We start from the raw sequence: 23,767 nt of genomic DNA on the forward strand, positions 1-23,767 counted from the left end.
CGGATGCGCGCGGCGCACCTCAGGGAAGAGGAAACATGGCCAACCCCGGTCCCGGTAACTCGATCACACTGCGTATCGACGCTCCCTCGAACTTCAGCGTCACCAGCGAGCTCGCCGCCGCCGCGGCATCCGCCGGTGCCGCCATCACCGCTCTCGACGTCGTCGAGTCGCACCCGACCTCCATCGTCGTCGACCTCACCTGCAACACGATCGACGACGAGCACGCCACCCGCATCCGCGACGCCGTGGAGGCACTCGACGGCGTGCACGTGCGCCAGGTCAGCGACCGCACCTTCCTCATGCACCTCGGCGGCAAGCTCGAGGTCGTGCCCAGCGTGCCGCTGCGCAACCGCGACGACCTCTCGCGCGCCTACACCCCCGGCGTCGCGCGGGTCTGCATGGCCATCGCCGAGGACAAGAGCAAGGCCCGCAACCTCACCATCAAGCGCAACACGATCGCCGTGGTCACCGACGGCACCGCCGTGCTCGGCCTGGGCGACATCGGTCCCGAGGCCGCACTGCCCGTCATGGAGGGCAAGGCCGCCCTGTTCAAGCAGTTCGCGAACGTCGACGCGTGGCCGGTCTGCCTCGACACCAAGGACACCGAGGAGATCATCAGCATCGTCAAGGCGATCGCCCCCGTCTACGGCGGCGTGAACCTCGAGGACATCGCCGCTCCCCGCTGCTTCGAGATCGAGGCCAGGCTGCGCGAAGAGCTCGACATCCCCGTCTTCCACGACGACCAGCACGGCACCGCGATCGTCACCCTCGCCGCCCTCGTCAACGCCCTCAAGGTCGTGAACAAGACGATCGAGGACATCCGCATCGTCGTCTCCGGCGTCGGAGCCGCGGGCAACGCGATCATCCAGCTGCTGCTCGCCGAGGGCGCGAAGGACATCGTGGCCTGCGGGCGCGACGGCGCGATCGTCGCCGGTGTCGAGTACGCCGACGCGCACCGCCGCGAGATCGCCGCGACCACCAACCCGCGCGGCTTCCAGGGCACCCTGAAGGAGGCCATGGTCGGCGCAGACGTGTTCATCGGCGTGAGCGCTCCGAACGTGCTCGACGAGGCCGACATCGCCGCGATGGCGGATGACGCGATCGTGTTCGCGATGGCCAACCCGACCCCCGAGGTCGACCCCGTCGTGGCGTCCAAGCACGCCGCCATCGTGGCCACCGGTCGCAGCGACTTCCCCAACCAGATCAACAACGTGCTCGCCTTCCCCGGCGTCTTCCGCGGGCTGCTCGACGCGGGCGTGTCCGACATCACCGCACCTATGCTGGTCGCATCGGCATACGCCATCGCGTCGCGCGTCGAAGAGGATGAGCTCAACGCGAGCTTCATCATCCCGAGCGTGTTCGACCCGCTGGTCGCCGGCGCCGTCGCCGACGCCATCGTCCGGGTCGTCGAGTCGGCCGCCGCAGACAAGGAGTGAGCCGGGTGTCAGCCAACACATCGCTGCGCGAAGACGACTTCGCAGACATCGACGCGAGCCTCGCGCAGACCGACGCACTCCTCTCGGGCTCCTACCCCGGCGATGACGGCAGCCGTCAGCCCGTGCACACGCTGTACGTGCCGGCCGACCGCTTCGACCGGGACCTGCCGGCCCGCCTCGGAGCGGACGCGATCGCGGCCGTCGAGGCGGCCGGCGGCACGGCCGCGCTCGCCGCGTCGGTCGGGCTGGGTCACCTCGCCGACCAGCTGGCTCCGCTGGTGGATGCCAAGCTGCGCCGCGAGCCCGTCGAAGACCTCCGTCTCGACTTCGAGGACGGCTACGGCACCCGCGATGACGACGAGGAGGACGCAGACGCCATCCTCGCCGCCGAGCGCGTGGCCGAGGCCGTCGCCGCAGGCACCGCGACGCCGTTCATCGGCATCCGGTTCAAGTGCTTCGAGGCACCGACCAGGCGCCGCGGCATCCGCACGCTCGACCGCTTCGTCACCACCCTCGCCGCCGCCGGCCCCCTGCCGGACGGACTGATCCTCACCCTGCCGAAGGTGACCACCGTCGCGCAGGTCCTGGCGTGCGTCGCGCTCTGCGAGCGCTTCGAGGAGCGCCTGGGCCTGGCATCCGGTCGCCTGCGCTTCGAGGTGCAGATGGAGACGCCGCAGCTCATCGTCGCCGCCGACGGGACGATCCCCGTCGCCACGCTGCTGCATCACGGTGCGGGACGCATCTCGGCGCTGCACTACGGCACCTACGACTACAGCGCCTCGCTGCAGATCGCCGCCGCGTACCAGTCGATGGAGCATCCGGCCGCCGACTACGCCAAGCAGGTCATGCAGGTCGCCGTCGCCGAGACCGGCGTGCGGCTCTCGGACGGGTCGACCAACGTCATCCCCGTCGGCGAGAAGGCGGCGGATGCCTGGAAGCTGCACGCCCGCCTGGTGCGGCGCTCGCTCGAGCGCGGCTATTACCAGGGCTGGGATCTGCACGCCAACCATCTGCCCACCCGGTACCTCGCGACCTACGCGTTCTACCGCGAGGGATTCGAGGCGGCCGCGCGCCGGCTCGACAACTACCTGCACGGCAGCGATGCGACGATCATGGACGAGCCCGCCACCGCGCGCGCTCTCGCCCGCTTCGTCGTTCGCGGCCTGGAGTGCGGCGCGCTCACCGAAGACGAGGTGCGCTCGTCGACCGGCGCCTCGCCCGCAGAGCTGACCAGGCTCGCACACCCGAAACTCGTCACCAAGGAGGCCTGATGTCCTACTACACCCCGACCGGCGGTCTGCCGCCGCAGACCGACCTGCTCACCGACCGCGCGATCGTCAAGCTCGCGTACACGGTGATCCCGAAGGGCGTGCTGCGCGACATCGTCACCAGCAGCCTGCCCGGGTTCAGCAACACCCGCGCCTGGATCATCGCCAAGCCCACCCCGAGCTCGGCGCAGACCTTCTCGCAGCTGATCGTCGAGATCTCCCCCGGTGGGGAGGCCGCGAAGCCCGAGCCCGAGGCCGGTGTCGAGGGCGTCATCTTCGTCACCACCGGAAAGCTCACCCTCACCCTCGACGGCGAGACGCACGTGCTGGAAGAGGGCGGCTACGCCTTCCTCGCGCCCGGTGCGGACTGGTCGCTGAAGAACGAGGGCGACGAGATCACCAGCTTCCACTGGATCCGCAAGGCGTACGAGTGGCTCGAGGGCGTCGACGCACCGGCATCCTTCGTCACCCGCGACCAGGACATCGAGCCCACCCCGATGGTGGGCACCGACGCGTGGCTCACCACCCGCTTCGCCGATTCGAGCGACATGGCGCACGACATGCAGGTGAACATCGTCACCTTCAAGCCGGGCGGATCGATCCCGTTCGCCGAGACGCACGTCATGGAGCACGGTCTGTTCGTGCTCGAGGGCAAGGCCGTCTACCACCTCAACGGCGACTGGGTCGAGGTCGAGGCCGGTGACTACATGCTGCTGCGCGCGTTCTGCCCGCAGGCCTGCTACGCCGGGGGCCCTGGCGACTTCCGCTACCTGCTGTACAAGGACATGAACCGCCAGATCAAGCTGACCTGAGCCGGTCACGCCGGCCGTGCCGGTGACGAGCGAACGCACCCGTCGGGCACCCGGCGGGTGCGTTCGCTCTTCCTGCCGGTTCCGGATGCTGGAATGTCCCGCCGTCTTCGTTGACACCACCTCGGCCCCCGCCTAACCTTTCATTACTAGGAACTTTTCTTCCGCAATACGAAATTAAGGACGATCATGAGCTACACCGTCAACGCGTCGATCCTGCTGACCGACCTCCCCGTGAACGAGCGTCCCGCCGCGGCCAAGGCCGCCGGGTTCGACGCCGTCGAGTTCTGGTGGCCGTTCTCGTCGGCCGTTCCCGAGCAGCAGGAGGTCGACGCGTTCGTCGCCGCCATCGACGACGCAGGGGTGCGGCTCACCGGACTCAACTTCTTCGCCGGCGACATGCCGGCGGGCGACCGCGGGCTCGTCTCGTGGGTGGGCCGCGAGGGCGATTTCCGCGCCAACGTCGACGTCGTCGTCGGCATCGGCGAGCGCACCGGCACTACGGCGTTCAACGCCCTCTACGGCCTGCGCCAGGACGGCGTCGACGAGAAGACGCAGGACGACCTCGCTGTCGAGAACCTCGCGATCGCCGGCAAGGCCGTCTCCCGCATCGGGGGCATCGTGCTGCTGGAGCCGGTCTCCGGCGCAGACGCGTATCCGCTGAAGACCGCCGCCGACGCGCTCGCGATCATCGCCCGCGTCAAGGACGAGCACGGCGTCGACAACATCCGCCTGCTCGCTGACTTCTACCACCTCGCCGTCAACGGCGACGACGTGGCCGCCGTCGTCGCCGAGCACGCCGGCGAGTTCGGTCACATCCAGATCGCCGACGCCCCCGGTCGCGGCGAGCCCGGCACGGGAGAGCTGCCGCTGACCGAATGGATCGAGGCAGCGCGCGCCGGCGGATACGACGGCGTCATCGGTCTCGAGTACAAGGCCACCCAGGACGACCCGTTCGCCTGGACCAGGAACTGACATCCCACTTCCGCGAAGGAGCGACGACATGACCAACATCACCATCATCGGTCTCGGCATCATGGGCCTGCCCATGGCGAAGAACCTCGTCAAGGCGGGCTACGCGGTCACCGGCGTGAACCGCAGCCCCGAGGCCGTCCAGAAGCTCGTCGATGCGGGTGGCAACGGCGCCGCCAGCGTCGCCGAGGGTGTCAAGGACGCCGACGTGATCATCACGATGGTCCCCGACTCCCCTGATGTCGCCGACGTCGTGCAGGGCCCCGAGGGCGTCTTCGCCAACGCGAAGAAGGGCGCTCTCTGGATCGACAACTCCTCGATCCGCCCCGACGTCGCCAAGGAGCTGGCCGAGGAGGCCGTCGCCGCCGGTCTCGGCGTCGTCGACGCGCCCGTCTCGGGTGGCGAGCAGGGCGCCATCGACGGCGTCCTCTCGATCATGACCGGCGGCTCGCCGGAGGACTTCGCCAAGGCGGAGCCCATCCTGCAGGCCATCGGCAAGACCATCGTGCACGTCGGCCCTGCGGGTGCCGGTCAGACCGTGAAAGCGGCCAACCAGCTCATCGTCGCCGTCAACATCCAGGCCCTCAGCGAGGCGATCGTCTTCCTCGAGGCCTACGGCGTCGACACCGACGCCGCCCTCAAGGTCCTCGGCGGCGGTCTCGCCGGCTCGAAGGTCCTCGACCAGAAGGGGCAGAAGATGCTCGACCGCGACTTCGCCCCCGGCTTCCGCCTGGCCCTGCACAACAAGGACCTCGGCATCGTCACCGCCGCGGCGCGCGGCGCCGGCGTGAGCGTGCCCCTCGGCTCGGCTGTCGCCCAGCTCGTCACCTCGCTCGTCGCCCGCGGCGACGGCGGCCTCGACCACTCCGGCCTCTTCAAGCTCACCGCAGAGCTCTCCGGCCGCGAGTAAGAATTAAGGACAGAACATCATGACCCGCATGCGCGCAGTGGACGCCATCGTCCAGATCCTGATCAAGGAGGGCGCCGACGAGGCGTTCGGCCTGCCCGGAGCCGCCATCAACCCCCTGTACTCCGCGATGCGCGCAGGCGGCGGCATCCGGCACACCCTCGCGCGCCACGTCGAGGGCGCCTCGCACATGGCCGACGGCTACAGCCGCACGGGCGACGGACGCATCGGCGTCTGCCTCGGCACGTCGGGCCCCGCCGGCACCGACATGATCACCGGTCTGTACGCGGCGATCGCCGACAGCATCCCGATGCTGTGCATCACCGGACAGGCGCCGGTGGCGAAGCTCGACAAGGAGGACTTCCAGGCCGTCGACATCGCGTCCATCGCGAAGCCGGTGACCAAGTTCGCCAAGACGGTGCTCGAGGGTGCGCAGGTTCCCGGCGTGTTCCAGAGCGCCTTCCAGATCATGCGCTCGGGCCGCCCCGGTCCCGTGCTGATCGATCTGCCGTTCGACGTGCAGATGACCGAGATCGAGTTCGACATCGACACGTACGAGCCGCTGCCGGTCGCCAAGCCCGTCGCCACTCGTGCGCAGGCCGAGAAGGTGCTCGACATGCTCACCGCGTCGAAGCACCCCGTCATCGTCGCGGGCGGCGGCATCGTCAACTCCGGCGCGTCCGACAAGCTCGTCGAGCTGGCCGAGACCCTCGGCGTGCCGGTCGTGCCGACCCTGATGGGCTGGGGCGCGATCGCCGACGACCACCCGCTGGCAGCCGGCCTGGTCGGCATCCAGACCTCGCAGCGCTACGGCAACGCGAGCTTCCTCGAGAGCGACTTCGTGCTCGGCATCGGCAACCGCTGGGCCAACCGCCACACCGGTGGGCTCGACACGTACCGCAAGGGACGCACCTTCGTGCACGTCGACATCGAGCCGACCCAGATCGGCCGGGTGTTCGCACCCGACTACGGCGTGGTCTCCGATGCCGGCGCGTTCATGGACGTGCTGCTCGAGGCCGCACGCGACCGGGTGGCCGAGCTGCCCGACTACAACGGCTGGGCCGAGGAGTGCCGCGACCGCAAGGCGCGTCTGCAGCGCAAGACCAACTTCGACAACGTGCCCATGAAGCCGCACCGCGTCTACCAGGAGATGCTCACGGCGTTCGATCGCGACACCACCTTCGTCACGACGATCGGCCTGTCGCAGATCGCCGGAGCCCAGCTGCTGCACGTCTACGGTCCCCGCAAGTGGATCAACGCGGGCCAGGCCGGCCCCCTCGGCTGGACCGGTCCCGCCGCCCTCGGCGTCGTGCGCGGCAAGCCGGGTGAGCAGGTCGTCGCCCTGTCGGGCGACTACGACTTCCAGTTCATGATCGAAGAGCTCGCCGTGGGCGCGCAGCACAAGCTGCCGTACATCCACGTCGTGGTCAACAACAGCTACCTCGGTCTGATCCGTCAGTCCCAGCGCGGCTTCGAGATGGACTACGAGGTCTCGCTCGCGTTCGACAACGTCAACACCCCGTACGACCCCGACAGCGTCGCCACCGGGTACGGAGTCGACCACGTCAAGGTCGCCGAGGGCCTCGGCTGCAAGGCGATCCGCGTGGAGCGCCCCGAAGAGCTCGCCGCCGGGTTCGCCGAGGCCGCGCGCCTGCGCGACGAGTTCCAGGTGCCCGTGGTGGTCGAGGTCATCCTCGAGCGCGTGACGAACATCGCGATGGGTGCCGACCTCGACACGATGAACGAGTTCGAGGACCTCGCGGCATCGCCGGCCGACGCTCCTGAGGCGATCTACGCCCTGCTCGACTGATCGGTTCCGAGTACGACATGCGCATCCTCATCGCCTCTGACAAGTTCAAGGGCTCGGCGACGGGCTCCGAGGTGGCGGCGGCGCTCGCCGACGGCATCCGGGAGATCATCCCGGATGCCGTCGTCGACGCGGCTCCGGTCGCCGACGGCGGCGAGGGCACGGTCGACGCGGCCGTCGCGAGCGGATTCACGCCGGTGACGGTCTCGGTGACCGGTCCCACCGGGCGTCCGGTGGATGCCACCTTCGCCCTGCGCGATGGTCAGGCCATCATCGAGATGGCGGCGGCCAGCGGTCTGGACGTGCTGCCGGACGGCGAGAAGGATGCCCTCGGTGCGACCAGCCGCGGTACGGGCGAGCTGATCGCCGCGGCACTGGACCGAGGAGCGACCTCGATCGTGCTCGGCGTGGGCGGCAGCGCCTGCACCGACGGCGGCGCGGGCATGCTGCAGGCCCTGGGTGTCGCACTGCGCACCGAGGACCGGCCCGTCCGCCCCGGTGGCGCGGGCCTGGTCGAGCTGGTCTCGGCCGACCTCACGGGTCTCGACCCTCGACTCACCGCGGTCAGCGTCGTGCTGGCCGCCGACGTCGACAATCCCCTCCTCGGAGAGCGGGGGGCCGCCGCGGTCTTCGCGCCGCAGAAGGGGGCGAGCGCCGATGATGTCGCGGTCCTCGAGGCGGGCCTCTCGCGTCTGGCAGAGCTCGTCGACGCGCTGCCCGGGGTGCGCGCCTCGGCATCCGCGCCCGGAGCAGGCGCGGCCGGTGGCGTCGGCTACGCCGCCCTCGCGGTGCTCGGCGCCGTGCGCGAGCCCGGCATCGACGTCATCCAGCGCCTCATCGGTCTCGAGGCGCGCATCGCCGACGCCGACCTCGTCATCACCGGCGAGGGCAGCCTCGACGATCAGAGTCTGGGTGGCAAGACGCCCCTGGGCGTCTCGGCCGCCGCGGCCAGGGCGGGCAAGCCCGTCGTCGCGGTGTGCGGTCGCGCGACTCTGGATGCCGCGCAGGCGGCGTCCGCGGGCTTCGCCCGGGTCTACGCACTGAGCGACATCGAGCCCGAGCCTGCGAAGAGCATGGCGAACGCGGTGCCCCTGCTGCGCGAGGTGGGCCGCACGATCGCCGCCGACCTGCCCGCTCTCACCGCGCGCTGAGCCCGCGCCTGGCTGCATCGGCGTGCGGGGTGGGCCCGTGTGGTCGCCTCGCGGCGTGGGATGCGGCCGTTCGGGCCCACTCGAGGCGTGGGTGCGCCGGGAGTGGGTTCCCGTGTCGAGCCGGGTGGTCCCGTGTGGTCGCCTCGCGGCGGGGGATGCGGCCGTTCGGGCCCACTCGGCGCGGGGTGCGCCGGGGGTGGGTTCCCGTGTCGAGCCGGGTGGTCCCGTGTGGTCGCCTCGCGGCGGGGGATGCGACCATTCGGGCCCACTCGGCGGGGGATGCGCGAAGGGGACCGGACCGCCGGTGGGCGGAGCCGATCCCCTCTGTCGCGCGTGGGTCCTCAGGCCGCCTTCGGGAAGAGGACGCGGAACGCGCGGATGAAGCCGTTGCCCTGGCCTGCGGGCAGGTGGAAGTCCGGGTCGATGTTGACCGACGGGTTCTCAGCGGACGGGACGTGCCCGCTCGCCTCGGTCGGATGTGCGCTCACGTCCCTCTCCGTTTCTGTTTCCATAAAGCGAAATAATCATCTTGCTGTATGAAAAGAGTACGCACAGGCGCGCCGGAGAGTCAATACCCTCTCGGCACCTGTGACGCCGGATTGCGCTGCGGTGCAGGCGAGTCGTCAGCCCCAGTGCCCCGGATCGGCGAGCACCCGAGAGGTCACCTGCAGCGATCCCGGCGCCACCTCTGCCGTGCAGAACAGCAGCGACATCGTCGGATATCCGTGCACGCGGTTGTCGCGCACGATCGCCCGGTCGTCCTCGGGCGAGAGGCGAGCGCTCTCGGCGAGCACGGCGACCCAGCGCTCGTCCCACCCGCCGGGCGTCCGGTCGGCGGCCGCGGCGAATCGCGGCAGCCACGCATCGATGCGCGCCGTGCCCGGATCGTCCAGGTCGTCGTGGGCGATCATGTGCACTCCCGCGGGCACCGCCGTCTCGCGCAGCTCGACGCCGTCCCACGACAGCACGCGGGATGCCTGCGCAGTCACCTCGAGCAGGTTGAAGCCGTGCATGGGCGGGTGTCCCTGCGGGGAGCGTCCGGCGACCGACTCCAAGGCCAGCGAGCCGCGCGAGCGCACGTCGCTCTCCGGGAGGCCGAGCACGTCCGCGCGATTCAGCAGCACGGCGAGGCGTCCGACGGCGGGATCGGCGGCGAGCCACGCCCCGCCGGCCCGACGATCGCGGATGCCGACCACCCCGGGATGGGTGTCGGGCCACCACTGTCCGAGGTCGTCCCAGGGGCGATCGGGATCCTCGTCCCGCACGGCCAGCAGCCGCGCGCCTTCGCCGGGAGAGGGGGCGACATCGATCACGACGGTGCACACGAGCACGAGTCTAGGCGGGGGACCGGGGCGCGCCGGAGCTGTCTGCGCCGGCAGCCTGGGGCAGAATCGGACGCGTGAACATCGTCGTCGCCGTCACCGGCGGGATCGCCGCCTACAAGAGCGTGCACCTGGTGCGCCTGCTGATCAAGGCCGGACACGAGGTCACCGTCGTGCCCACCGAAGACGCGCTGCGCTTCGTCGGCCTGCCCACGTGGGAGGCGATCAGCCGCCGTCCCGTGACCACAAGCGTGCACGAGGACGTCGCCCAGGTGCGCCACGTCGCCCTCGGTCAGGCGGCCGAGCTCGTGATCGTCGCGCCCGCGACCGCGAACACCATCGCGAAGATGGCCGCCGGCCTCGCCGACGATCTGCTCGGCACCACTCTGCTCGCCACCACCGCCCCGGTCGCGATCGCTCCTGCGATGCACACCGAGATGTGGCGCCACCCGGCGACGCAGGCGAACATCGCGACGCTGCGCGACCGCGGCGTCGCCGTCCTCGGTCCCGGCGAGGGCGAGCTGACCGGGGGAGACTCGGGAGCCGGACGGATGCTCGAGCCCGAGCAGATCATGGCCGAGGCGCTCACCCTGATCGACGCGGGGCACCGGGGAGCGCACGAGCCGCACGACCTCGACGGCCTGCGCGTCGCGGTCTCGGCGGGCGGCACCCGCGAGCCCCTCGACCCGGTGCGCTTCCTGGGCAACCGCTCCAGCGGGCGGCAGGGGGTCGCTCTCGCGCTCGCCGCGGCCGACCGGGGCGCGGACGTCGTGCTCGTGGCCGCGCACGTCGACGGTGCGGTGCTGGCGGATGCCGAACGGCATCCGCTCATCCGGATCGAGCACGTCGGCACCGCGGCCGAACTCGGCGACGCGATGCGCCGCGCGGCGGAGGAGGCCGCGGTGATCGTGATGGCCGCGGCCGTCGCCGACTACCGACCGGCCGACGTGTCCGACCGCAAGCTCACGAAGGAGGCGGGTCCGCTCGAGAGCATCGAGCTGGTGCAGAACGAGGACATCGTGGCGCATCTGGCTGCGCGACGGCATCCGGGTCAGGTGATCATCGCATTCGCGGCCGAGACCCCGGATGACGACGGCGAGCTGCTCGAGCGCGCGCGACGCAAGCGCGAGCGCAAGGGCGTCGACCTGCTCGTGGTGAACGAGGTCGGCTGGGACCGCGGATTCGAGGCGGGCGAGAACACCGTGCACGTGATCGGCGACGGCGGCGCGGTGCTCGCCCTGGCATCCGGAACCAAGCGCGCGGTCGCCGACGACGTGTGGGATGTCGTCGCCGACGTCCTGGGGTGAGCCGCGGCGGCTCAGCCGCCGATGTACGACATCTCGATGCGCTTGCGCTGCGTGCGCAGGGCGGGGGTGAGGCCGGCGCGGATCTCGGAGTAGCGGTCGTCGCGTCCGCCCCAGATGGATGCCATGGCCGCCGCCAGCTCGACGTCGTCTGCGCCGCCGCGCATGAGCGCCCGCAGATCGTGACCCTGGGAGGCGAACAGGCACGTGAACAGCCTGCCCTCGGTAGAGATGCGGGCGCGCGTGCAGGTGCCGCAGAACGCGTTGGTGACGCTGGAGATCACGCCGATCTCGCCGCTGCCGTCGGTGTAGCGCCAGCGCTTCGCGGTCTCGCCGTGCACGGTCGGGGCGACCGGCTCGAGCGGGAACACCGCGCCGATGCGCTCGATGATCTCGGCAGAGGGCACGACCTCATCGAGCGACCAGCCGTTGGTGTTGCCCACGTCCATGTACTCGATGAAGCGCAGGGTGTAGGGGGTGCCCTTGAAGTGACGGGCCATGCTGAGGATCTCGCCGTCGTTGACCCCGCGCTTGACGACCATGTTGAGCCTGATCGGCCCGAGCCCCGCCGCCTGCGCGGCGTCGATGCCGTCGAGCACCCGGCTCACCGGGAAGCGCACGTCGTTCATCCGCTGGAAGAGATCGTCATCGAGCGAGTCGACCGACACGGTCACCCGATTCAGCCCGGCAGCCTTGAGCGCCCCGGCCTTCATCGCGAGGGCCGAGCCGTTGGTGGTCAGGGCCAGGTCGAGCGGCCGGCCCTCCGGCGTGCGGATCGCCGCGAGCTGCTCGATGAGCTGCTCGATGCCGCGGCGCAGCAGGGGTTCGCCGCCGGTGAGGCGCAGCTTGTGCACCCCGTGCGCGGCGGCGACGGTGGCGATGCGCGTGATCTCCTCGAAGCTCAGCAGCTCGTCGCGGTCGAGGAACGCGTAGTCCCGCCCGAAGATCTCCTTGGGCATGCAGTAGACGCAGCGGAAGTTGCAGCGGTCGGTCACCGAGATCCGAAGATCGCGCAGCGGACGATCGAGCCGGTCGGTGAGCGCGGTCGTCGCAGTCGCCAGCCGGCCGTCGCCGTCTATGCGCCTGCTCGCCATGATCACGTCCTCCCGCGTTGAAACGCTAGCACCGGATTGCCGGGTGCGGACCCGCGGATGCCCGTGACAATTCCCTCTCGCGCGTCTTTCCGGTCGAGTGCGGAAATGCGCGCCGGAATTCTCTGGACGCCGGGAAATGATGTTGCTATTCTTGGACAGCCGCATATCCGAGATGCGGCTCAATTGAACAGTCAGCGGTTCGACGTATATCTCGCAGAACGATCCCATCCGGATCCGACTCGATAAGCCGTATCACTGCTACGACAGCAAGGAAGCTCTCGTATGAACAGCAGCGCTATGCCCCGACCCGAATCGCCGGCCGACCCGATGACCTCCCGCGACCCAGCCGAGTACCTGGCCGAGGCGGTGCGGATCGCCGTCGAGAACGTCCGCAACGAGGGCGGACCCTTCGGCGCCCTGGTCGTCACGGCAGACGGGCGGGTCTTCGAGGGCGTCAACCGGGTCACCGCAGATCTCGATCCCTCGGCGCACGCCGAGGTCACCGCGATCCGCAACGCCTGCCGCGGACTGGGCACCTTCGATCTGTCGGGAGCGACGCTCTACACGAGCTGCGAGCCCTGCCCGATGTGCCTGGCGACGTCGCTGTGGGCGCGGATCGACCGGGTCTACTTCGCCGCCGACCGCAACGACGCCGCCGACGCCGGCTTCGACGATGCGGCGTTCTACCGCTACTTCGAGGGCAGCGACGCCGATCGGGCCGTCATGCCCGTGCGCGACATCGCCCTGCCGCCCGAGCAGCGCGTCGCGCCGTTCGCGGAGTGGGCCAGCACCCCCACCCGCATCGATTACTGACCCCCTACACCCTTCTCCGGAGCCGATGATGTCTTCACCTGTCCCTCCTTCCGCACGCCCATCCGAGGCCGACACATCCACCACCGAGGTGGTCGGCAACGACGCCGCCGGGCACTTCGCCCGCGGCGACGAGAACCTGCCGCCCCTGGCGACGGGCGCGACGACCACGGTCGACGCCACACCCAAGAACGGCTTCGACCGGTTCTTCGAGATCACCCGACGAGGGTCGACCATCGCCCGCGAGATCCGCGGCGGGGTGGTCACGTTCGTGACGATGGCGTACATCGTCATCCTGAATCCACTGATCCTCGGCGGCGTCACCGACGTGGCCGACGGGGCGCTGGATGCCGCGCAGATCGGCGCCGCGACGGGCCTCACGGCCGGCGTGATGACGATCCTGTTCGGCGTGGTGGCCCGGCTGCCGTTCGCGCTCGCGGCGGGGCTCGGCATCAACTCCTTCCTCGCCGTCTCCGTCGTCGGGCAGGTCACCTGGCCGGAGGCGATGGGTCTCGTCGTGATCAACGGTCTGCTGATCGTGCTCTTCGGTGCCACCGGCATCCGCACCGCCATCTTCAAGGCGGTGCCGCAGGCTCTCAAGGCCGCGATCACCGTGGGCATCGGCCTGTTCATCGCCTTCATCGGCTTCGTCGACTCGGGCTTCGTCACCCGCACCGCCGGCGGCCCGCCCGTGCAGCTCGGCGACAACGGGTCGATCACCTCGGTGCCCACGCTGATCTTCCTGCTCGGTCTGGTGCTGATCGGCATCCTCGTGGCGCGCAAGGTGCCCGGCGGCATCCTGATCGGGATCGTGGTCAGCACGGTCGTGGCGCTGATCGCGCAGTCGGTGCTGAAGCTCGGGCCGTCGTTCGAGGATCCGAACGGCTGGCACATGACGATCCCCGAACTGCCCGCAGCGTGGATCACGGTCCCCGACTTCGGTCTGATCGGCCAGTTCGACCTGTTCGGCGCCTTCGAGCGCGTGGGCATCCTCTCAGCCACCATGCTCGTGTTCACCCTCGTGTTCTCGAACTTCTTCGACGCGATGGGAACGATGACCGGTCTCGCCAAGAACGCCGGCCTCGCCTACAAGGACGGCACCTTCCCGCGGCTGCGCTCGGCGTTCGTGGTCGAGGGCTTCGGCGCCGTGGCAGGCGGCGTGACCTCCACGTCGTCGAACACGGTGTACGTCGACAGCGCCTCCGGCATCGGCGAGGGCGCGCGCACCGGCCTCGCCTCGCTCGTCGTCGGCGTGCTGTTCCTGCTGTCGATGTTCGTCACCCCGCTCACCCTCGTCGTGCCGATCGAGGTCGGCTCCGCGGCGCTGGTGGTCGTCGGCGCGATGATGATGTCGCAGATCCGCGAGATCAAGTTCACGAAGTTCGCCGTGGCCCTGCCCGCGTTCCTCACCATCGTCACCATGCCGCTGACCTACTCGATCGCGAACGGCATCGGGGTGGGCTTCATCTCGTGGGCGCTCGTGAACGCGTTCTCCGGTCGGGCGCGCAAGGTGCACTGGCTGATGTGGATCGTCGCCGCCGGTTTCGCGCTGTATTTCGTGCGCGGGCCGATCGAGGCGATGCTCGCCGGCTGAGCACCGCACGCAGAAAGCCCCGGTTCCCGCGCTGCGGAACCGGGGCTTTTCGCGTTCTGCGTGAGAATTCGTATGCCGTGGAATGCGGAAATAACGCGACGTATTCTCGCGGGTGACAGAATGCGCGCATTCATGCAATTGCGACATCACCGGAATGCATTCGATGCATTCCGGTGATGCCGAAGAATGTCATGCGGATGCCAGTGGCGCGGCCTCCTCGATGAGCTGCAGGATGCGCGCGGCGACGCTCACCGCGATGACCGCCGGCTGCTTGCCCGACACCTCCGGGACGCCGATCGGCGTCGTCACCCGGGCGAGCTCCGCGTCGGTGTGGCCGAGCTCCTGCAGCTTCCTGCGGAACCGCGCCCATTTCGAGGCCGAGCCGATCAGACCGATCGACCCGAGCGCGGGTGTGCGCAGCGACTGATCGACGACCGCGAGGTCCTCGACGTGGTCGTGGGTCATCACCAGCACGTGGGCGCCGGCGGGAATGCTCAGCAGGGCCGCCTCCGGCACCGGCGCGTGATGCGGATGGATGCGCGCCACAGCGTCTGTCGTGACCGGCGCGAGGCGCGCGGGATCGAGCATCTCGGCGCGGGAGTCGACGAGATGCAGCGACACCTCGTGGCGCGACAGGATGCGCGCCAGTTCGAGGCCGACGTGGCCCATCCCGAACACGGCCACCGACGGCACCACCCGCACGGGCTCGAGCATGATCGTGACCTCTCCTCCGCAGCACTGCACCCCGTACTCGGTCGTCGCCTTGTCGCTGAGGGTCAGGGTCAGCAGCTGGGGCTCGGCGGTGCCCGAGGCCAGCATCTCGCGGGCGCGATCGGTGGCGGTCGCCTCGAGGTTGCCGCCACCGATCGTGCCGAACTGACCGCCTGGCGAGATGACCATCTTCGCGCCGCCGTTGCGGGGCGCGTGACCGCGCACCATCGCCAGCGTCACGATCACCGCGGGGGTGCGGCTCTCGCGCAGCGCGCGCAGGGCATCCAGCCAGTCGACCATGTCAGACCGTGCTGAGGGCGGGTGCGGGCTCAGCCGCGTCCTGCGCCGCGCGCGCTGTCTCGACCGCCCAGTACACCGACTCCGGTGTCGCCGGCGAGGCCAGATCGACCGAGTGGCCGGCCGGGCCGAAGGCGGCGACGGCCTGGCGCAGCGCCTCGCGGGCACTGAACGCGAGCATGAACGGCGGCTCGCCGACGGCCTTCGAGCCGTACACCGCGCCGTCCTCGCGAGCGTTCTGGAACAGGCGCACGGTGAACTCCTCGGGCATCTCCGAGAAGCTGGGCAGCTTGTAGGTCGACGCCGACTGGGTCTGCAGGCGGCCGCGGTGCGGTCCGTCGGTGTCATCCCACCGCAGGTCCTCGAGCGTGAGCCAGCCCATGCCCTGCACGTAGGCGCCCTCGATCTGGCCGATGTCGAGCATCGGCGAGAGCGAGTCGCCCACGTCGTGCACGATGTCGACGCGGAGGATGCGATACGCCCCGGTGAAGCGGTCGATCTCGACCTCGGTGGCCGCCGCGCCGTAGGCGAAGTACTTGAACGGCGAGCCCTGCATGGTCTCGGGGTTCCAGTGCAGACCCGAGGTGCGGTAGTACCCGGCGGCGAACAGCTGCACGCGCTGGAAATACGCCGCCTTCGCGACCTCGGCGAAGGTCAGACGCCCCGGTGTGCCGAGTGCCGTGACGTAGCCGCCGCCGAAGCGCACGTCGCGCTCGTCGACGCCCAGCAGGCGGCCGGCGACAGCGGCCATCCGGTCGCGGATCTGATCGCACGCGTTCTTCACCGCGCCGCCGTTGAGGTCGGCTCCCGACGACGCGGCCGTGGCCGACGTGTTGGGCACCTTGTCGGTGCGGGTGGGGGCGAGGCGCACCTGGTGCAGCTCGAGCCCCAGCGCGGTGGCCGCGATCTGCAGCATCTTCGTGTGCAGGCCCTGGCCCATCTCGGTGCCGCCGTGGTTGACCAGCACCGAGCCGTCCTTGTAGACGTGCACGAGGGCTCCGGCCTGGTTGAAGGCGGCGAAGTTGAACGAGATGCCGAACTTGATCGGCGTCATCGAGATCGCGCGCTTCACGTCGGGGCTCGCGGCGTTGAACGCGTCGATCTCGGCTCGGCGCTGCGCGATCGACGCCTCGTCGGCGAGCTGATCCCAGATGGTCGGCATCCGCTCGGCATCCTTCACCAGCTGACCGTACGGGGTGTGCTGACCGGGCTGGTAGAAGTTGCGGCGACGCAGCTCGAGGGGATCGATGCCGAGCGTCGGGGCGATCCGGCCGAGGATGTCCTCGATGAGGAACACGCCCTGCGGACCGCCGAAGCCGCGGTACGCGGTGTTCGACTGCTTGTTGGTCTTCGCGATCCGTCCGTACGCGTGCACGTTCGGGATCCAGTAGGCGTTGTCGATGTGGCAGAGCGCGCGGCCGAGCACGGGCTCGGACAGGTCGATCGACCAGCCGCCGTCGGCCGTGAGCACGGCGTCGAGCGCCTGCAGCATCCCGCTCTCGTCCAGGCCGACCTTCCAGCTGATGTGGAAGGGATGCCGCTTGCCGGTCATCGTGAGATCCTGCGTGCGGTTCAGGCGCACCCGCACCGGGCGGCCGGTGAGCTTGGCGCCGAGAGCCGCGATGGCGGCGAAGCCGTGCGGCTGCATCTCCTTGCCGCCGAACCCGCCGCCCATGCGCAGGCACTGCACGGTGACCTCGTTGGCGGGGATGCCCAGCACGTGCGAGACCAGGTCCTGCGTCTCGGTCGGGTGCTGGGTGGAGCACTGGACGAAGTACTGCCCCTCCGAGTCGCGCACCGCGAACGACGCGTGCGTCTCGAGGTAGAAGTGCTCTTGACCTGCGAACTCGGTGACGCCCTCGAAGACGTGCGCCGAGGACGCGAGGCCGGCGGCCGCGTCGCCGCGGGCGACCGTGCGCGGCGTTCCCATGAACGATCCTGCCTCGATGGCGTCGTGCACGGTGATCAGCGACGGGAGCTCGTCGTACTCGACCTTCACCCGCTCGGCCCCGAGACGCGCGGCCTCGGTCGTCTCGGCGAGCACCCACACGAGTGCATGTCCGTAGAACATGGCCTCGCTCGGGAACAGCGGCTCGTCGTTGCGGATCCCGGCGTCATTCAGGCCGGGCACGTCGTCGGCGGTGAGCACGCGCACGACGCCAGGCACCTCGTAGGCGCCAGAGACGTCGATGCTGACGCGGGCGTGGGCGCTGGTGGACTGCACCGGCCAGGCGGTCAGCACGCCGGCGGTCTGCGCGGCGATGTCGTCGGTGTACATCGCCGCGCCGGTCACGTGCAGCGCTGCACTCTCGTGCACGGCGCGGTGTCCGACGACGGCGTTCTCGGGTCGGTCGGCGAGAGAGCTCACTTCGACACCTCCTTCGACTGGATGACGGTCTGGCTGTAGAACTTCAGCAGGGCGGAGCCCAGCATGTGCGCGCGGTAGTCGCCGCTGGCGCGGTGGTCTGACATCGGGGTGCCCTCGGACTGCAGCACGGCGGATGCCGCCTTCACCGTGGCGATGCTCCACGGCTTGCCGATGAGCGCCTCTTCGGTGGCGAGGGCGCGCAGCGGAGTGGCCGCGACACCGCCCAGGCCGATGCGGGCGGAGGCGACGGTGCCGCCGGTGATGTCGAAGGCGAAGCCGAGCGCGACGGAGGAGATGTCGTCGAAGCGACGCTTCGAGATCTTGTGGAACGCGGTGTACTCGGCCAGGGGCAACGGGATGCGCACGGCGGTGATCAGCTCGTCCTTCGCGCGCACGGTCTGCCGGTAGCCGGTGAAGTACTCGGCCAGCGGCACCTCCCGCTCGCCGTCGACGGATGCCAGCACCAGCCTCGCGTCCAGGGCCAGCAGCGCGGGCGGGGTGTCGCCGATCGGCGAGCCGGTGCCGAGGTTGCCGCCGATGGTCCCGCGGTTGCGGATGAGGCGGGAGGCGAACTGCGGGAACAGCTTGGCGAGCAGCGGCACGCGGCCGGCGAGGCGGCGCTCGACGTCGGAGATCGGCAGCGCCGCGCCGATCTCGATCATCTCGTCGGTGGCGGTGAGTGCACGCAGCTCTTCGAGCTGGTCGATCGCGACGACGAAGGGCGCGCGACGGCCGCGGAGGTTCACCTCCACGCCCCAGTCCGTCGAGCCGGCGACGATCAGCGCATCCGGCTCATCGCGAAGCAGGCGCAGGGCGTCGGCGAGAGCGGCGGGGCGGACGAAGCGCGATCCCGCGACCTGGGCATCCGTCGCGACCGCCGTCGGCGCGGGCTGCGACAGGCGCTGCTGCAGCGGGTCGTCCTGCTCGGGCGAGCCGAGCGAGTAGGCGGCGTCGCGGATGGGGCGGTAGCCGGTGCAGCGGCACAGGTTGCCGCTGAGCGCGTGCAGGTCGAATCCGTTCGGTCCGGCCTCCATGCCGTCGTCGTCGGGTCCCTCGCCGTGCTGCTGCTCGCCGTCGTGCGCGGGGCAGCCGGTGCCGCGCTCGGGCCGGTAGTACTCGGCAGCCATGCTGCACGCGAAACCAGGGGTGCAGTACCCGCACTGCGAGCCGCCGGCCTCGGCCAGCTTCTGCTGCACCGGATGCAGGTCCTCGACCCCACCGAGCCCCTCGGCCGTCACGATCTCCTGGCCGTCGAGCGCGTAGACGGGCACGAGGCACGCGTTGACGGGCGTCCAGCGGGTGGTGCCGTCGTCGTCGGGGGTGGCGATCATCATGGCGCACGCGCCGCACTCGCCCTCGGCGCAGCCCTCCTTGCTGCCGGGCAGTCCGCCGTCGCGCAGCCAGTCCAGAGCGGTCGTGTGGGTGGCCACACCGTCGAGTGGGCGGCTCCGCCCGTTCACGGTGACCGTGGTGTCAGTCATTGTCTCTCCTCGGGTACGACGCGGCGGCGTCTGGTGCACGCTTCTCGCGTGCCGGCGGGGATTCCGAGGGTGAGCGCCGCGGCGATCGCGGGGCGATCACGTCGACGTCGCGCGCGGACGCGCTGATCTCAGGCGAACCGACGGCGAGGCCTCGGAATCGTCGGGAAGGGCGATTCCGGGGGCGGCTGCTCAGGCGCCGTGGGCGTACCAGTTTCCCCAGGCGGTGGAGCTCTCGACGGGGGCGGTGGCGTGAACGTGAACGTGCTGCAGCATCGCGGCCCCTCTCTGCGCTGAGCTGAGGAGAATCCTCATGGTGTCGGTCAGTGTAATCGGCCCGCTCGGGTTCGGTCAAGGCGAGCGGGTTGCCCTTCGCCCGTTCGACATCTAAACTTGAGTCAAGACAACTCAAGTTTGAAGGAGTCTCCCTCCAGGAGGAACGAATGACCAACCCGGCACAGTCTGAAGAGCAGCAGAGCGCGCTCGAGCAGTTCGGCATCAATCTCACCGATCGCGCCCGCCAGGGCAAGCTCGATCCGGTGATCGGACGCGACAGCGAGATCCGCCGCGTGAGCCAGGTGCTCACCCGGCGCACGAAGAACAACCCCGTGCTCATCGGCGAGCCCGGCGTCGGCAAGACCGCCGTCGTCGAAGGGCTCGCCCAGCGCATCGTCGCGGGAGACGTCGCGGAGTCTCTCAAGGACAAAGAGCTCGTCTCGCTCGACATCTCGGCGCTCGTGGCCGGTGCGATGTACCGCGGTCAGTTCGAGGAGCGCCTGAAGAGCGTGCTCAAGGAGATCACCGAGTCCGAGGGCAAGGTCATCACGTTCATCGACGAGCTGCACGTGCTCATGGGCGCAGGCGGCGGCGAGGGGTCGGTCGCGGCATCCAACATGCTCAAGCCCATGCTCGCCCGCGGCGAGCTGCGCATGATCGGCGCCACCACGCTCAACGAGTACCGCGAGTTCATCGAGAAGGACGCCGCGCTCGAGAGGCGCTTCCAGCAGGTGTACGTCGGCGAGCCGAGCGTGGAGGACACGGTCGCGATCCTGCGCGGCCTCAAGGGGCGGTACGAGGCGCACCACGGGGTGACCATCTCCGACACCGCGCTCGTGGCATCCGCCGCCCTGTCGAACCGCTACCTGCCCAGCCGGCAGCTGCCCGACAAGGCGATCGACCTGATCGACGAGGCCATGTCGCGGCTGAAGATGGAGATCGACTCGTCGCCCGTCGAGATCGACGAGCTCAAGCGCCAGGTCGACCGGATGAAGCTCGAAGAGCTCGCGCTGAAGAAGGAGAAGGATGCCGCCTCGAAGGAGCGCCTCGCGGCGCTGCGCGAGCAGATGGCGGGACTCGAGAGCGAGCTGCGCGGGCTCGAAGAGCGCTGGGCCCGCGAGCGCCAGGGGCTGAACCGGGTCGGCGAGCTGAAGAAGCAGCTCGACGAGGCCACCACGCAGCGCGACCTCGCGATGCGCGAGGGCGACTACACGAAGGCATCGCGGCTCGAATACGAGACCATCCGGCGCCTGAACGCCGAGATCGCCGAGGCCGAGCAGGCCGAGGCCACGGTCTCGGACGAGGGGCGCATGGTCAACGAGCAGGTCACCGAAGAGGACATCGCCGCCGTGATCGCCGCGTGGACCGGCATCCCGGTCGGTCGACTGCTGCAGGGCGAGAGCGAGAAGCTGCTGCATCTCGAGAGCGAGCTCGGTCGTCGCCTGATCGGTCAGAAGGAGGCGGTGAAGGCCGTGTCGGATGCCGTGCGGCGCTCACGCGCCGGCATCAGCGACCCCGGCCGCCCGACCGGATCGTTCCTCTTCCTCGGCCCGACCGGCGTCGGCAAGACGGAGCTGGCCAAGGCCCTCGCCGCATTCCTCTTCGATGACGAGCACGCGATGGTGCGCATCGACATGAGCGAATACGGCGAGAAGCACTCCGTGTCGCGTCTCGTCGGAGCCCCTCCGGGATACGTCGGGTACGAGCAGGGCGGTCAGCTGACCGAGGCCGTGCGGCGGCGCCCGTACTCGGTGGTGCTGCTCGACGAGGTCGAGAAGGCGCATCCCGAGGTGTTCGACGTGCTGCTGCAGGTGCTCGACGACGGTCGCCTGACCGACGGGCAGGGCCGCACGGTCGACTTCTCGAACGTGATCCTGATCCTCACCTCCAACATCGGCTCGCCCATCCTCATCGACCCGGTCATGTCGCCCCACGAGAAGCGCGAGGCGGTGATGACGCTGGTGCGCCAGTCGTTCCGGCCCGAGTTCCTGAACCGCCTCGACGACATCGTGATGTTCTCGTCGCTCTCGCACGACGACCTCGCCCAGATCGTCGAGCTGGCGGTCGACGGCCTGCAGCGTCGGCTCGCCGATCGTCGGCTGACCCTGGCGGTTACACCGGATGCCAGGGCCTGGCTGGCCGAGCGCGGATACGACCCCGTGTTCGGCGCCCGGCCGCTGCGCCGGCTCATCCAGACCGAGGTGCAGAACCGCCTCGCGACGGCGCTGCTGTCGGGCGGCGCGCGCGACGGCGACACGGTGCGCGTCGATGTCGCGGCCGACGGCAGCGGGCTGGCGCTCACGGCTGACAGCGTGTGACGAACAGTAGGGAGCCCCGCGAGTGAGACTCGCGGGGCTTCCTGCCGTTCTGCTCAGTTCCAAGATGCGGAATAGTTAGTTCGGCTTTTGGAAAAACCATTGACCTCGGCGCGGACGCGTGGTTGACTCTGGACTACTTCAGCAGCCACGCCGGGGACGGCGTCGACATCCGGGGCGGCCTCGTCATCGAGGACGACCGCGTGATGGCAGACATCCTGCTCGGCGACACACCGACCGGACCGACCGGGCCCGGCCCACGAGACGATCGACACCACGGCGAAGCCGCTCGCGCCCTGCTCGCGCCGGCGCTGACCCGACATTCACCTGATAACCGATCACCCGACACGACGAAGAGGTCGACATGACGAAACAGAAGACGCAGAGCACTGCCCGCCCCGAAGACGAACGCCTGTCCATCGGCGCGACCTTCGGGTACGGACTCCAGCACGTGCTGACGATGTACGGCGGCATCATCGCCCCGCCGCTGATTATCGGTCAGCTCGCCGGCCTGAGCCCCGCGGAGATCGGCGTGCTCATCGCGTCGTGCCTCTTCATGGGCGGCCTCGCGACCATCCTGCAGACCGTGGGTGTGCCGTTCTTCGGCTCGCAGCTGCCGCTCGTGCAGGGCGTGTCGTTCGCCGGCGTCGCCACCATGGGAGCGATCGTGACGAACGGCGGGGGACTGCCGGCCGTGTTCGGATCGGTGATAGCGGCATCCGTCATCGGTCTGCTGATCGCACCGATCTTCGCCATGGTGATCCGGTTCTTCCCGCCCGTCGTCACCGGTGTCGTCATCACGACGATCGGTCTGACCCTGCTGCCCGTCGCGGCACGTTGGGCGATGGGCGGCAACGCCGCCGCAGACGACTTCGGCTCTCCGCAGAATCTGCTGCTCGCCTTCGTCACCCTGCTGTTCGTGCTGATCCTCAGCAAGGTGCCGATCGGAGCGGTCTCGCGCCTGTCGATCCTGCTCGCCATCGTCGCGGGCACGATCTTCGCCGCGTTCCTCGGCCGCGTCGACTTCTCGCAGGTCGGCGAGGGCGCCATCTTCGCCTTCCCGACGCCGTTCGCGTTCGGCTGGCCGACGTTCGAGATCGCCGCGATCATCTCGATGTTCATCGTGATCCTGGTGACGCTCACCGAGACCACCGCCGACATCCTCGCCGTCGGTGAGATCGTGGGCACCAAGGTCGACAAGAAGCGCATCGCCGACGGCCTGCGCGCCGACATGCTCTCCAGCGCCGTCTCGCCCGTGTTCGGCACCTTCACCCAGTCGGCGTTCGCGCAGAACGTGGGTCTTGTCGCCATCACGGGTGTGAAGAGCCGCTTCGTGGTCACCGCCGGTGGTGTGGTGCTCGTCATCCTGGGCCTGCTGCCCGTGCTCGGCCGCGTCGTCGGCGAGATCCCCTCGCCGGTCCTGGGCGGTGCGGGCATCGTGCTGTTCGGCTCGGTCGCGGCATCCGGCGTCCGCACCCTGGCCAAGGTCGACTACCGCGGCAACATGAACCTCATCATCGTGGCGGCGTCGATCGGCATCGGCATGCTCCCGATCGCAGCTCCCACGATCTACGACCAGATGCCCGACTGGTTCAACACGATCTTCCACTCCGGCATCAGCTCGGCCGCCGTCGCGGCCATCTTCCTCAACCTGCTGTTCAACCACGTCGGCGCCCGCCGCTCGAAGAACGCGAACAGCTTCGTCGCGGCGCCCACGCGCAGCATCCCGGTGCAGTTCCTCGACGCACTCGAGGACGGCGACTCGGTCGTCGACGGCAAGATCGTCGACCGTGAGGGTCAGGAAGTGCCGGTGCGCGTCAGCGAGCACTGACCTCACACCGCTCTGAC

General features: G+C 69.7%; 19 protein-coding genes. 12 read left to right on the forward strand and 7 right to left on the reverse strand.

The window, feature by feature from the left end; translation table 11 throughout:
* Positions 1-35 precede the first annotated feature (35 nt).
* From AB0O65_RS09285 to AB0O65_RS09315, 7 genes are all read left to right on the forward strand, one after another.
* Positions 36-1,436, forward strand: coding sequence for an NAD-dependent malic enzyme (locus AB0O65_RS09285; protein WP_191712499.1), 1,401 nt, complete (start codon positions 36-38; stop codon positions 1,434-1,436).
* A gap of 5 nt (positions 1,437-1,441) precedes the next feature.
* On the forward strand, positions 1,442-2,707 hold the full coding sequence (locus AB0O65_RS09290; protein WP_363384372.1) for an aldolase: 1,266 nt from the start codon (positions 1,442-1,444) through the stop codon (positions 2,705-2,707).
* On the forward strand, positions 2,704-3,516 hold the full coding sequence (locus tag AB0O65_RS09295; protein WP_143187152.1) for a bifunctional allantoicase/(S)-ureidoglycine aminohydrolase: 813 nt from the start codon (positions 2,704-2,706) through the stop codon (positions 3,514-3,516). The genes AB0O65_RS09290 and AB0O65_RS09295 overlap by 4 nt, the downstream gene beginning before the upstream one ends.
* Before the next feature lie 186 nt (positions 3,517-3,702).
* Positions 3,703-4,488, forward strand: a complete 786-nt coding sequence (locus AB0O65_RS09300) for a TIM barrel protein (RefSeq protein WP_363384375.1) — start codon at positions 3,703-3,705, stop codon at positions 4,486-4,488.
* Positions 4,489-4,516: 28 nt separating this feature from the next.
* On the forward strand, positions 4,517-5,395 hold the full coding sequence (locus tag AB0O65_RS09305) for a 2-hydroxy-3-oxopropionate reductase (RefSeq protein WP_363384378.1): 879 nt from the start codon (positions 4,517-4,519) through the stop codon (positions 5,393-5,395).
* Between the two features lie 19 nt (positions 5,396-5,414).
* A complete protein-coding gene (gene gcl, locus AB0O65_RS09310; protein ID WP_071641991.1) occupies positions 5,415-7,202 on the forward strand; it encodes a glyoxylate carboligase in 1,788 nt (595 codons plus the stop codon).
* A gap of 17 nt (positions 7,203-7,219) precedes the next feature.
* The gene (locus tag AB0O65_RS09315) at positions 7,220-8,350 is read left to right on the forward strand and encodes a glycerate kinase (RefSeq protein ID WP_363384382.1); all 1,131 of its coding nucleotides are present in this window, start codon (positions 7,220-7,222) and stop codon (positions 8,348-8,350) included.
* Positions 8,351-8,691: 341 nt separating this feature from the next.
* Here the strand turns inward: AB0O65_RS09315 and AB0O65_RS09320 are convergent, their stop codons facing one another.
* Both AB0O65_RS09320 and AB0O65_RS09325 read right to left on the reverse strand, forming a co-directional pair.
* Complete coding sequence (locus AB0O65_RS09320) at positions 8,692-8,838, reverse strand: hypothetical protein (RefSeq protein WP_191712504.1); 147 nt, start codon at positions 8,836-8,838, stop codon at positions 8,692-8,694.
* Positions 8,839-8,973: 135 nt separating this feature from the next.
* A complete protein-coding gene (locus AB0O65_RS09325) occupies positions 8,974-9,675 on the reverse strand; it encodes an NRDE family protein (RefSeq protein ID WP_363384385.1) in 702 nt (233 codons plus the stop codon).
* Between the two features lie 74 nt (positions 9,676-9,749).
* Here AB0O65_RS09325 and coaBC point away from each other — a divergent pair, with 74 nt between their 5' ends.
* On the forward strand, positions 9,750-10,979 hold the full coding sequence (gene coaBC / locus AB0O65_RS09330) for a bifunctional phosphopantothenoylcysteine decarboxylase/phosphopantothenate--cysteine ligase CoaBC (RefSeq protein WP_071641994.1): 1,230 nt from the start codon (positions 9,750-9,752) through the stop codon (positions 10,977-10,979).
* An 11-nt stretch (positions 10,980-10,990) separates the two neighbouring features.
* On the opposite strand, the gene moaA is transcribed toward coaBC, so the two are convergent.
* Complete coding sequence (moaA, locus tag AB0O65_RS09335; RefSeq protein ID WP_363384388.1) at positions 10,991-12,070, reverse strand: GTP 3',8-cyclase MoaA; 1,080 nt, start codon at positions 12,068-12,070, stop codon at positions 10,991-10,993.
* A gap of 327 nt (positions 12,071-12,397) precedes the next feature.
* Between moaA and AB0O65_RS09340 the strand changes: the two genes are divergently transcribed.
* Both AB0O65_RS09340 and AB0O65_RS09345 read left to right on the forward strand, forming a co-directional pair.
* The gene (locus tag AB0O65_RS09340) at positions 12,398-12,883 is read left to right on the forward strand and encodes a nucleoside deaminase (RefSeq protein WP_363384961.1); all 486 of its coding nucleotides are present in this window, start codon (positions 12,398-12,400) and stop codon (positions 12,881-12,883) included.
* 28 nt (positions 12,884-12,911) lie between these two features.
* Complete coding sequence (locus tag AB0O65_RS09345) at positions 12,912-14,474, forward strand: NCS2 family permease (protein WP_083428642.1); 1,563 nt, start codon at positions 12,912-12,914, stop codon at positions 14,472-14,474.
* Positions 14,475-14,663: 189 nt separating this feature from the next.
* Here the strand turns inward: AB0O65_RS09345 and xdhC are convergent, their stop codons facing one another.
* Genes xdhC through AB0O65_RS09360 form a run of 3 tightly spaced genes read right to left on the reverse strand, consistent with a single transcriptional unit; the run spans position 14,664 to position 19,331 of the window.
* Positions 14,664-15,485, reverse strand: a complete 822-nt coding sequence (xdhC, locus tag AB0O65_RS09350; RefSeq protein WP_071642000.1) for a xanthine dehydrogenase accessory protein XdhC — start codon at positions 15,483-15,485, stop codon at positions 14,664-14,666.
* A gap of 1 nt (position 15,486) precedes the next feature.
* Entirely contained in the window at positions 15,487-17,850 is a 2,364-nt protein-coding gene (gene xdhB, locus AB0O65_RS09355; protein ID WP_363384392.1) for a xanthine dehydrogenase molybdopterin binding subunit, read from the reverse strand.
* The gene (locus AB0O65_RS09360) at positions 17,847-19,331 is read right to left on the reverse strand and encodes an FAD binding domain-containing protein (protein ID WP_363384395.1); all 1,485 of its coding nucleotides are present in this window, start codon (positions 19,329-19,331) and stop codon (positions 17,847-17,849) included. Before AB0O65_RS09360 ends, xdhB begins: the two co-directional genes overlap by 4 nt.
* A 440-nt stretch (positions 19,332-19,771) precedes the next feature.
* Here AB0O65_RS09360 and AB0O65_RS09365 point away from each other — a divergent pair, with 440 nt between their 5' ends.
* On the forward strand, positions 19,772-21,922 hold the full coding sequence (locus tag AB0O65_RS09365) for an AAA family ATPase (protein WP_363384398.1): 2,151 nt from the start codon (positions 19,772-19,774) through the stop codon (positions 21,920-21,922).
* A 53-nt stretch (positions 21,923-21,975) separates the two neighbouring features.
* Here the strand turns inward: AB0O65_RS09365 and AB0O65_RS09370 are convergent, their stop codons facing one another.
* Positions 21,976-22,242, reverse strand: a complete 267-nt coding sequence (locus AB0O65_RS09370; RefSeq protein ID WP_363384401.1) for a hypothetical protein — start codon at positions 22,240-22,242, stop codon at positions 21,976-21,978.
* Positions 22,243-22,283: 41 nt separating this feature from the next.
* On the opposite strand from AB0O65_RS09370, the gene AB0O65_RS09375 reads away from it, so the two are divergent.
* Positions 22,284-23,750 carry a nucleobase:cation symporter-2 family protein gene (locus AB0O65_RS09375; protein ID WP_071642008.1) on the forward strand — a complete coding sequence of 489 codons (1,467 nt, stop codon included), beginning with the start codon at positions 22,284-22,286 and terminating at the stop codon, positions 23,748-23,750.
* The last annotated feature ends 17 nt before the right edge of the window (positions 23,751-23,767 follow it).

The organism is Microbacterium sp. NPDC077391 (genome assembly GCF_040686955.1).
GTDB lineage: Bacteria > Actinomycetota > Actinomycetes > Actinomycetales > Microbacteriaceae > Microbacterium > Microbacterium commune.

Coding starts and splice junctions, on each gene's coding strand:
- AB0O65_RS09285 (WP_191712499.1), top strand. CDS start 36: ATGGCCAACCCCGGTCCCGGTAACTCGATCACACTGCGTATCGACGCT.
- AB0O65_RS09300 (WP_363384375.1), top strand. CDS start 3,703: ATGAGCTACACCGTCAACGCGTCGATCCTGCTGACCGACCTCCCCGTG.
- AB0O65_RS09305 (WP_363384378.1), top strand. CDS start 4,517: ATGACCAACATCACCATCATCGGTCTCGGCATCATGGGCCTGCCCATG.
- gcl (WP_071641991.1), top strand. CDS start 5,415: ATGACCCGCATGCGCGCAGTGGACGCCATCGTCCAGATCCTGATCAAG.
- AB0O65_RS09315 (WP_363384382.1), top strand. CDS start 7,220: ATGCGCATCCTCATCGCCTCTGACAAGTTCAAGGGCTCGGCGACGGGC.
- moaA (WP_363384388.1), bottom strand. CDS start 12,070: ATGGCGAGCAGGCGCATAGACGGCGACGGCCGGCTGGCGACTGCGACG.
- AB0O65_RS09340 (WP_363384961.1), top strand. CDS start 12,398: ATGACCTCCCGCGACCCAGCCGAGTACCTGGCCGAGGCGGTGCGGATC.
- AB0O65_RS09345 (WP_083428642.1), top strand. CDS start 12,912: ATGTCTTCACCTGTCCCTCCTTCCGCACGCCCATCCGAGGCCGACACA.
- xdhC (WP_071642000.1), bottom strand. CDS start 15,485: ATGGTCGACTGGCTGGATGCCCTGCGCGCGCTGCGCGAGAGCCGCACC.
- AB0O65_RS09360 (WP_363384395.1), bottom strand. CDS start 19,331: ATGACTGACACCACGGTCACCGTGAACGGGCGGAGCCGCCCACTCGAC.
- AB0O65_RS09365 (WP_363384398.1), top strand. CDS start 19,772: ATGACCAACCCGGCACAGTCTGAAGAGCAGCAGAGCGCGCTCGAGCAG.
- AB0O65_RS09370 (WP_363384401.1), bottom strand. CDS start 22,242: ATGTCGGGTCAGCGCCGGCGCGAGCAGGGCGCGAGCGGCTTCGCCGTG.
- AB0O65_RS09375 (WP_071642008.1), top strand. CDS start 22,284: ATGACGAAACAGAAGACGCAGAGCACTGCCCGCCCCGAAGACGAACGC.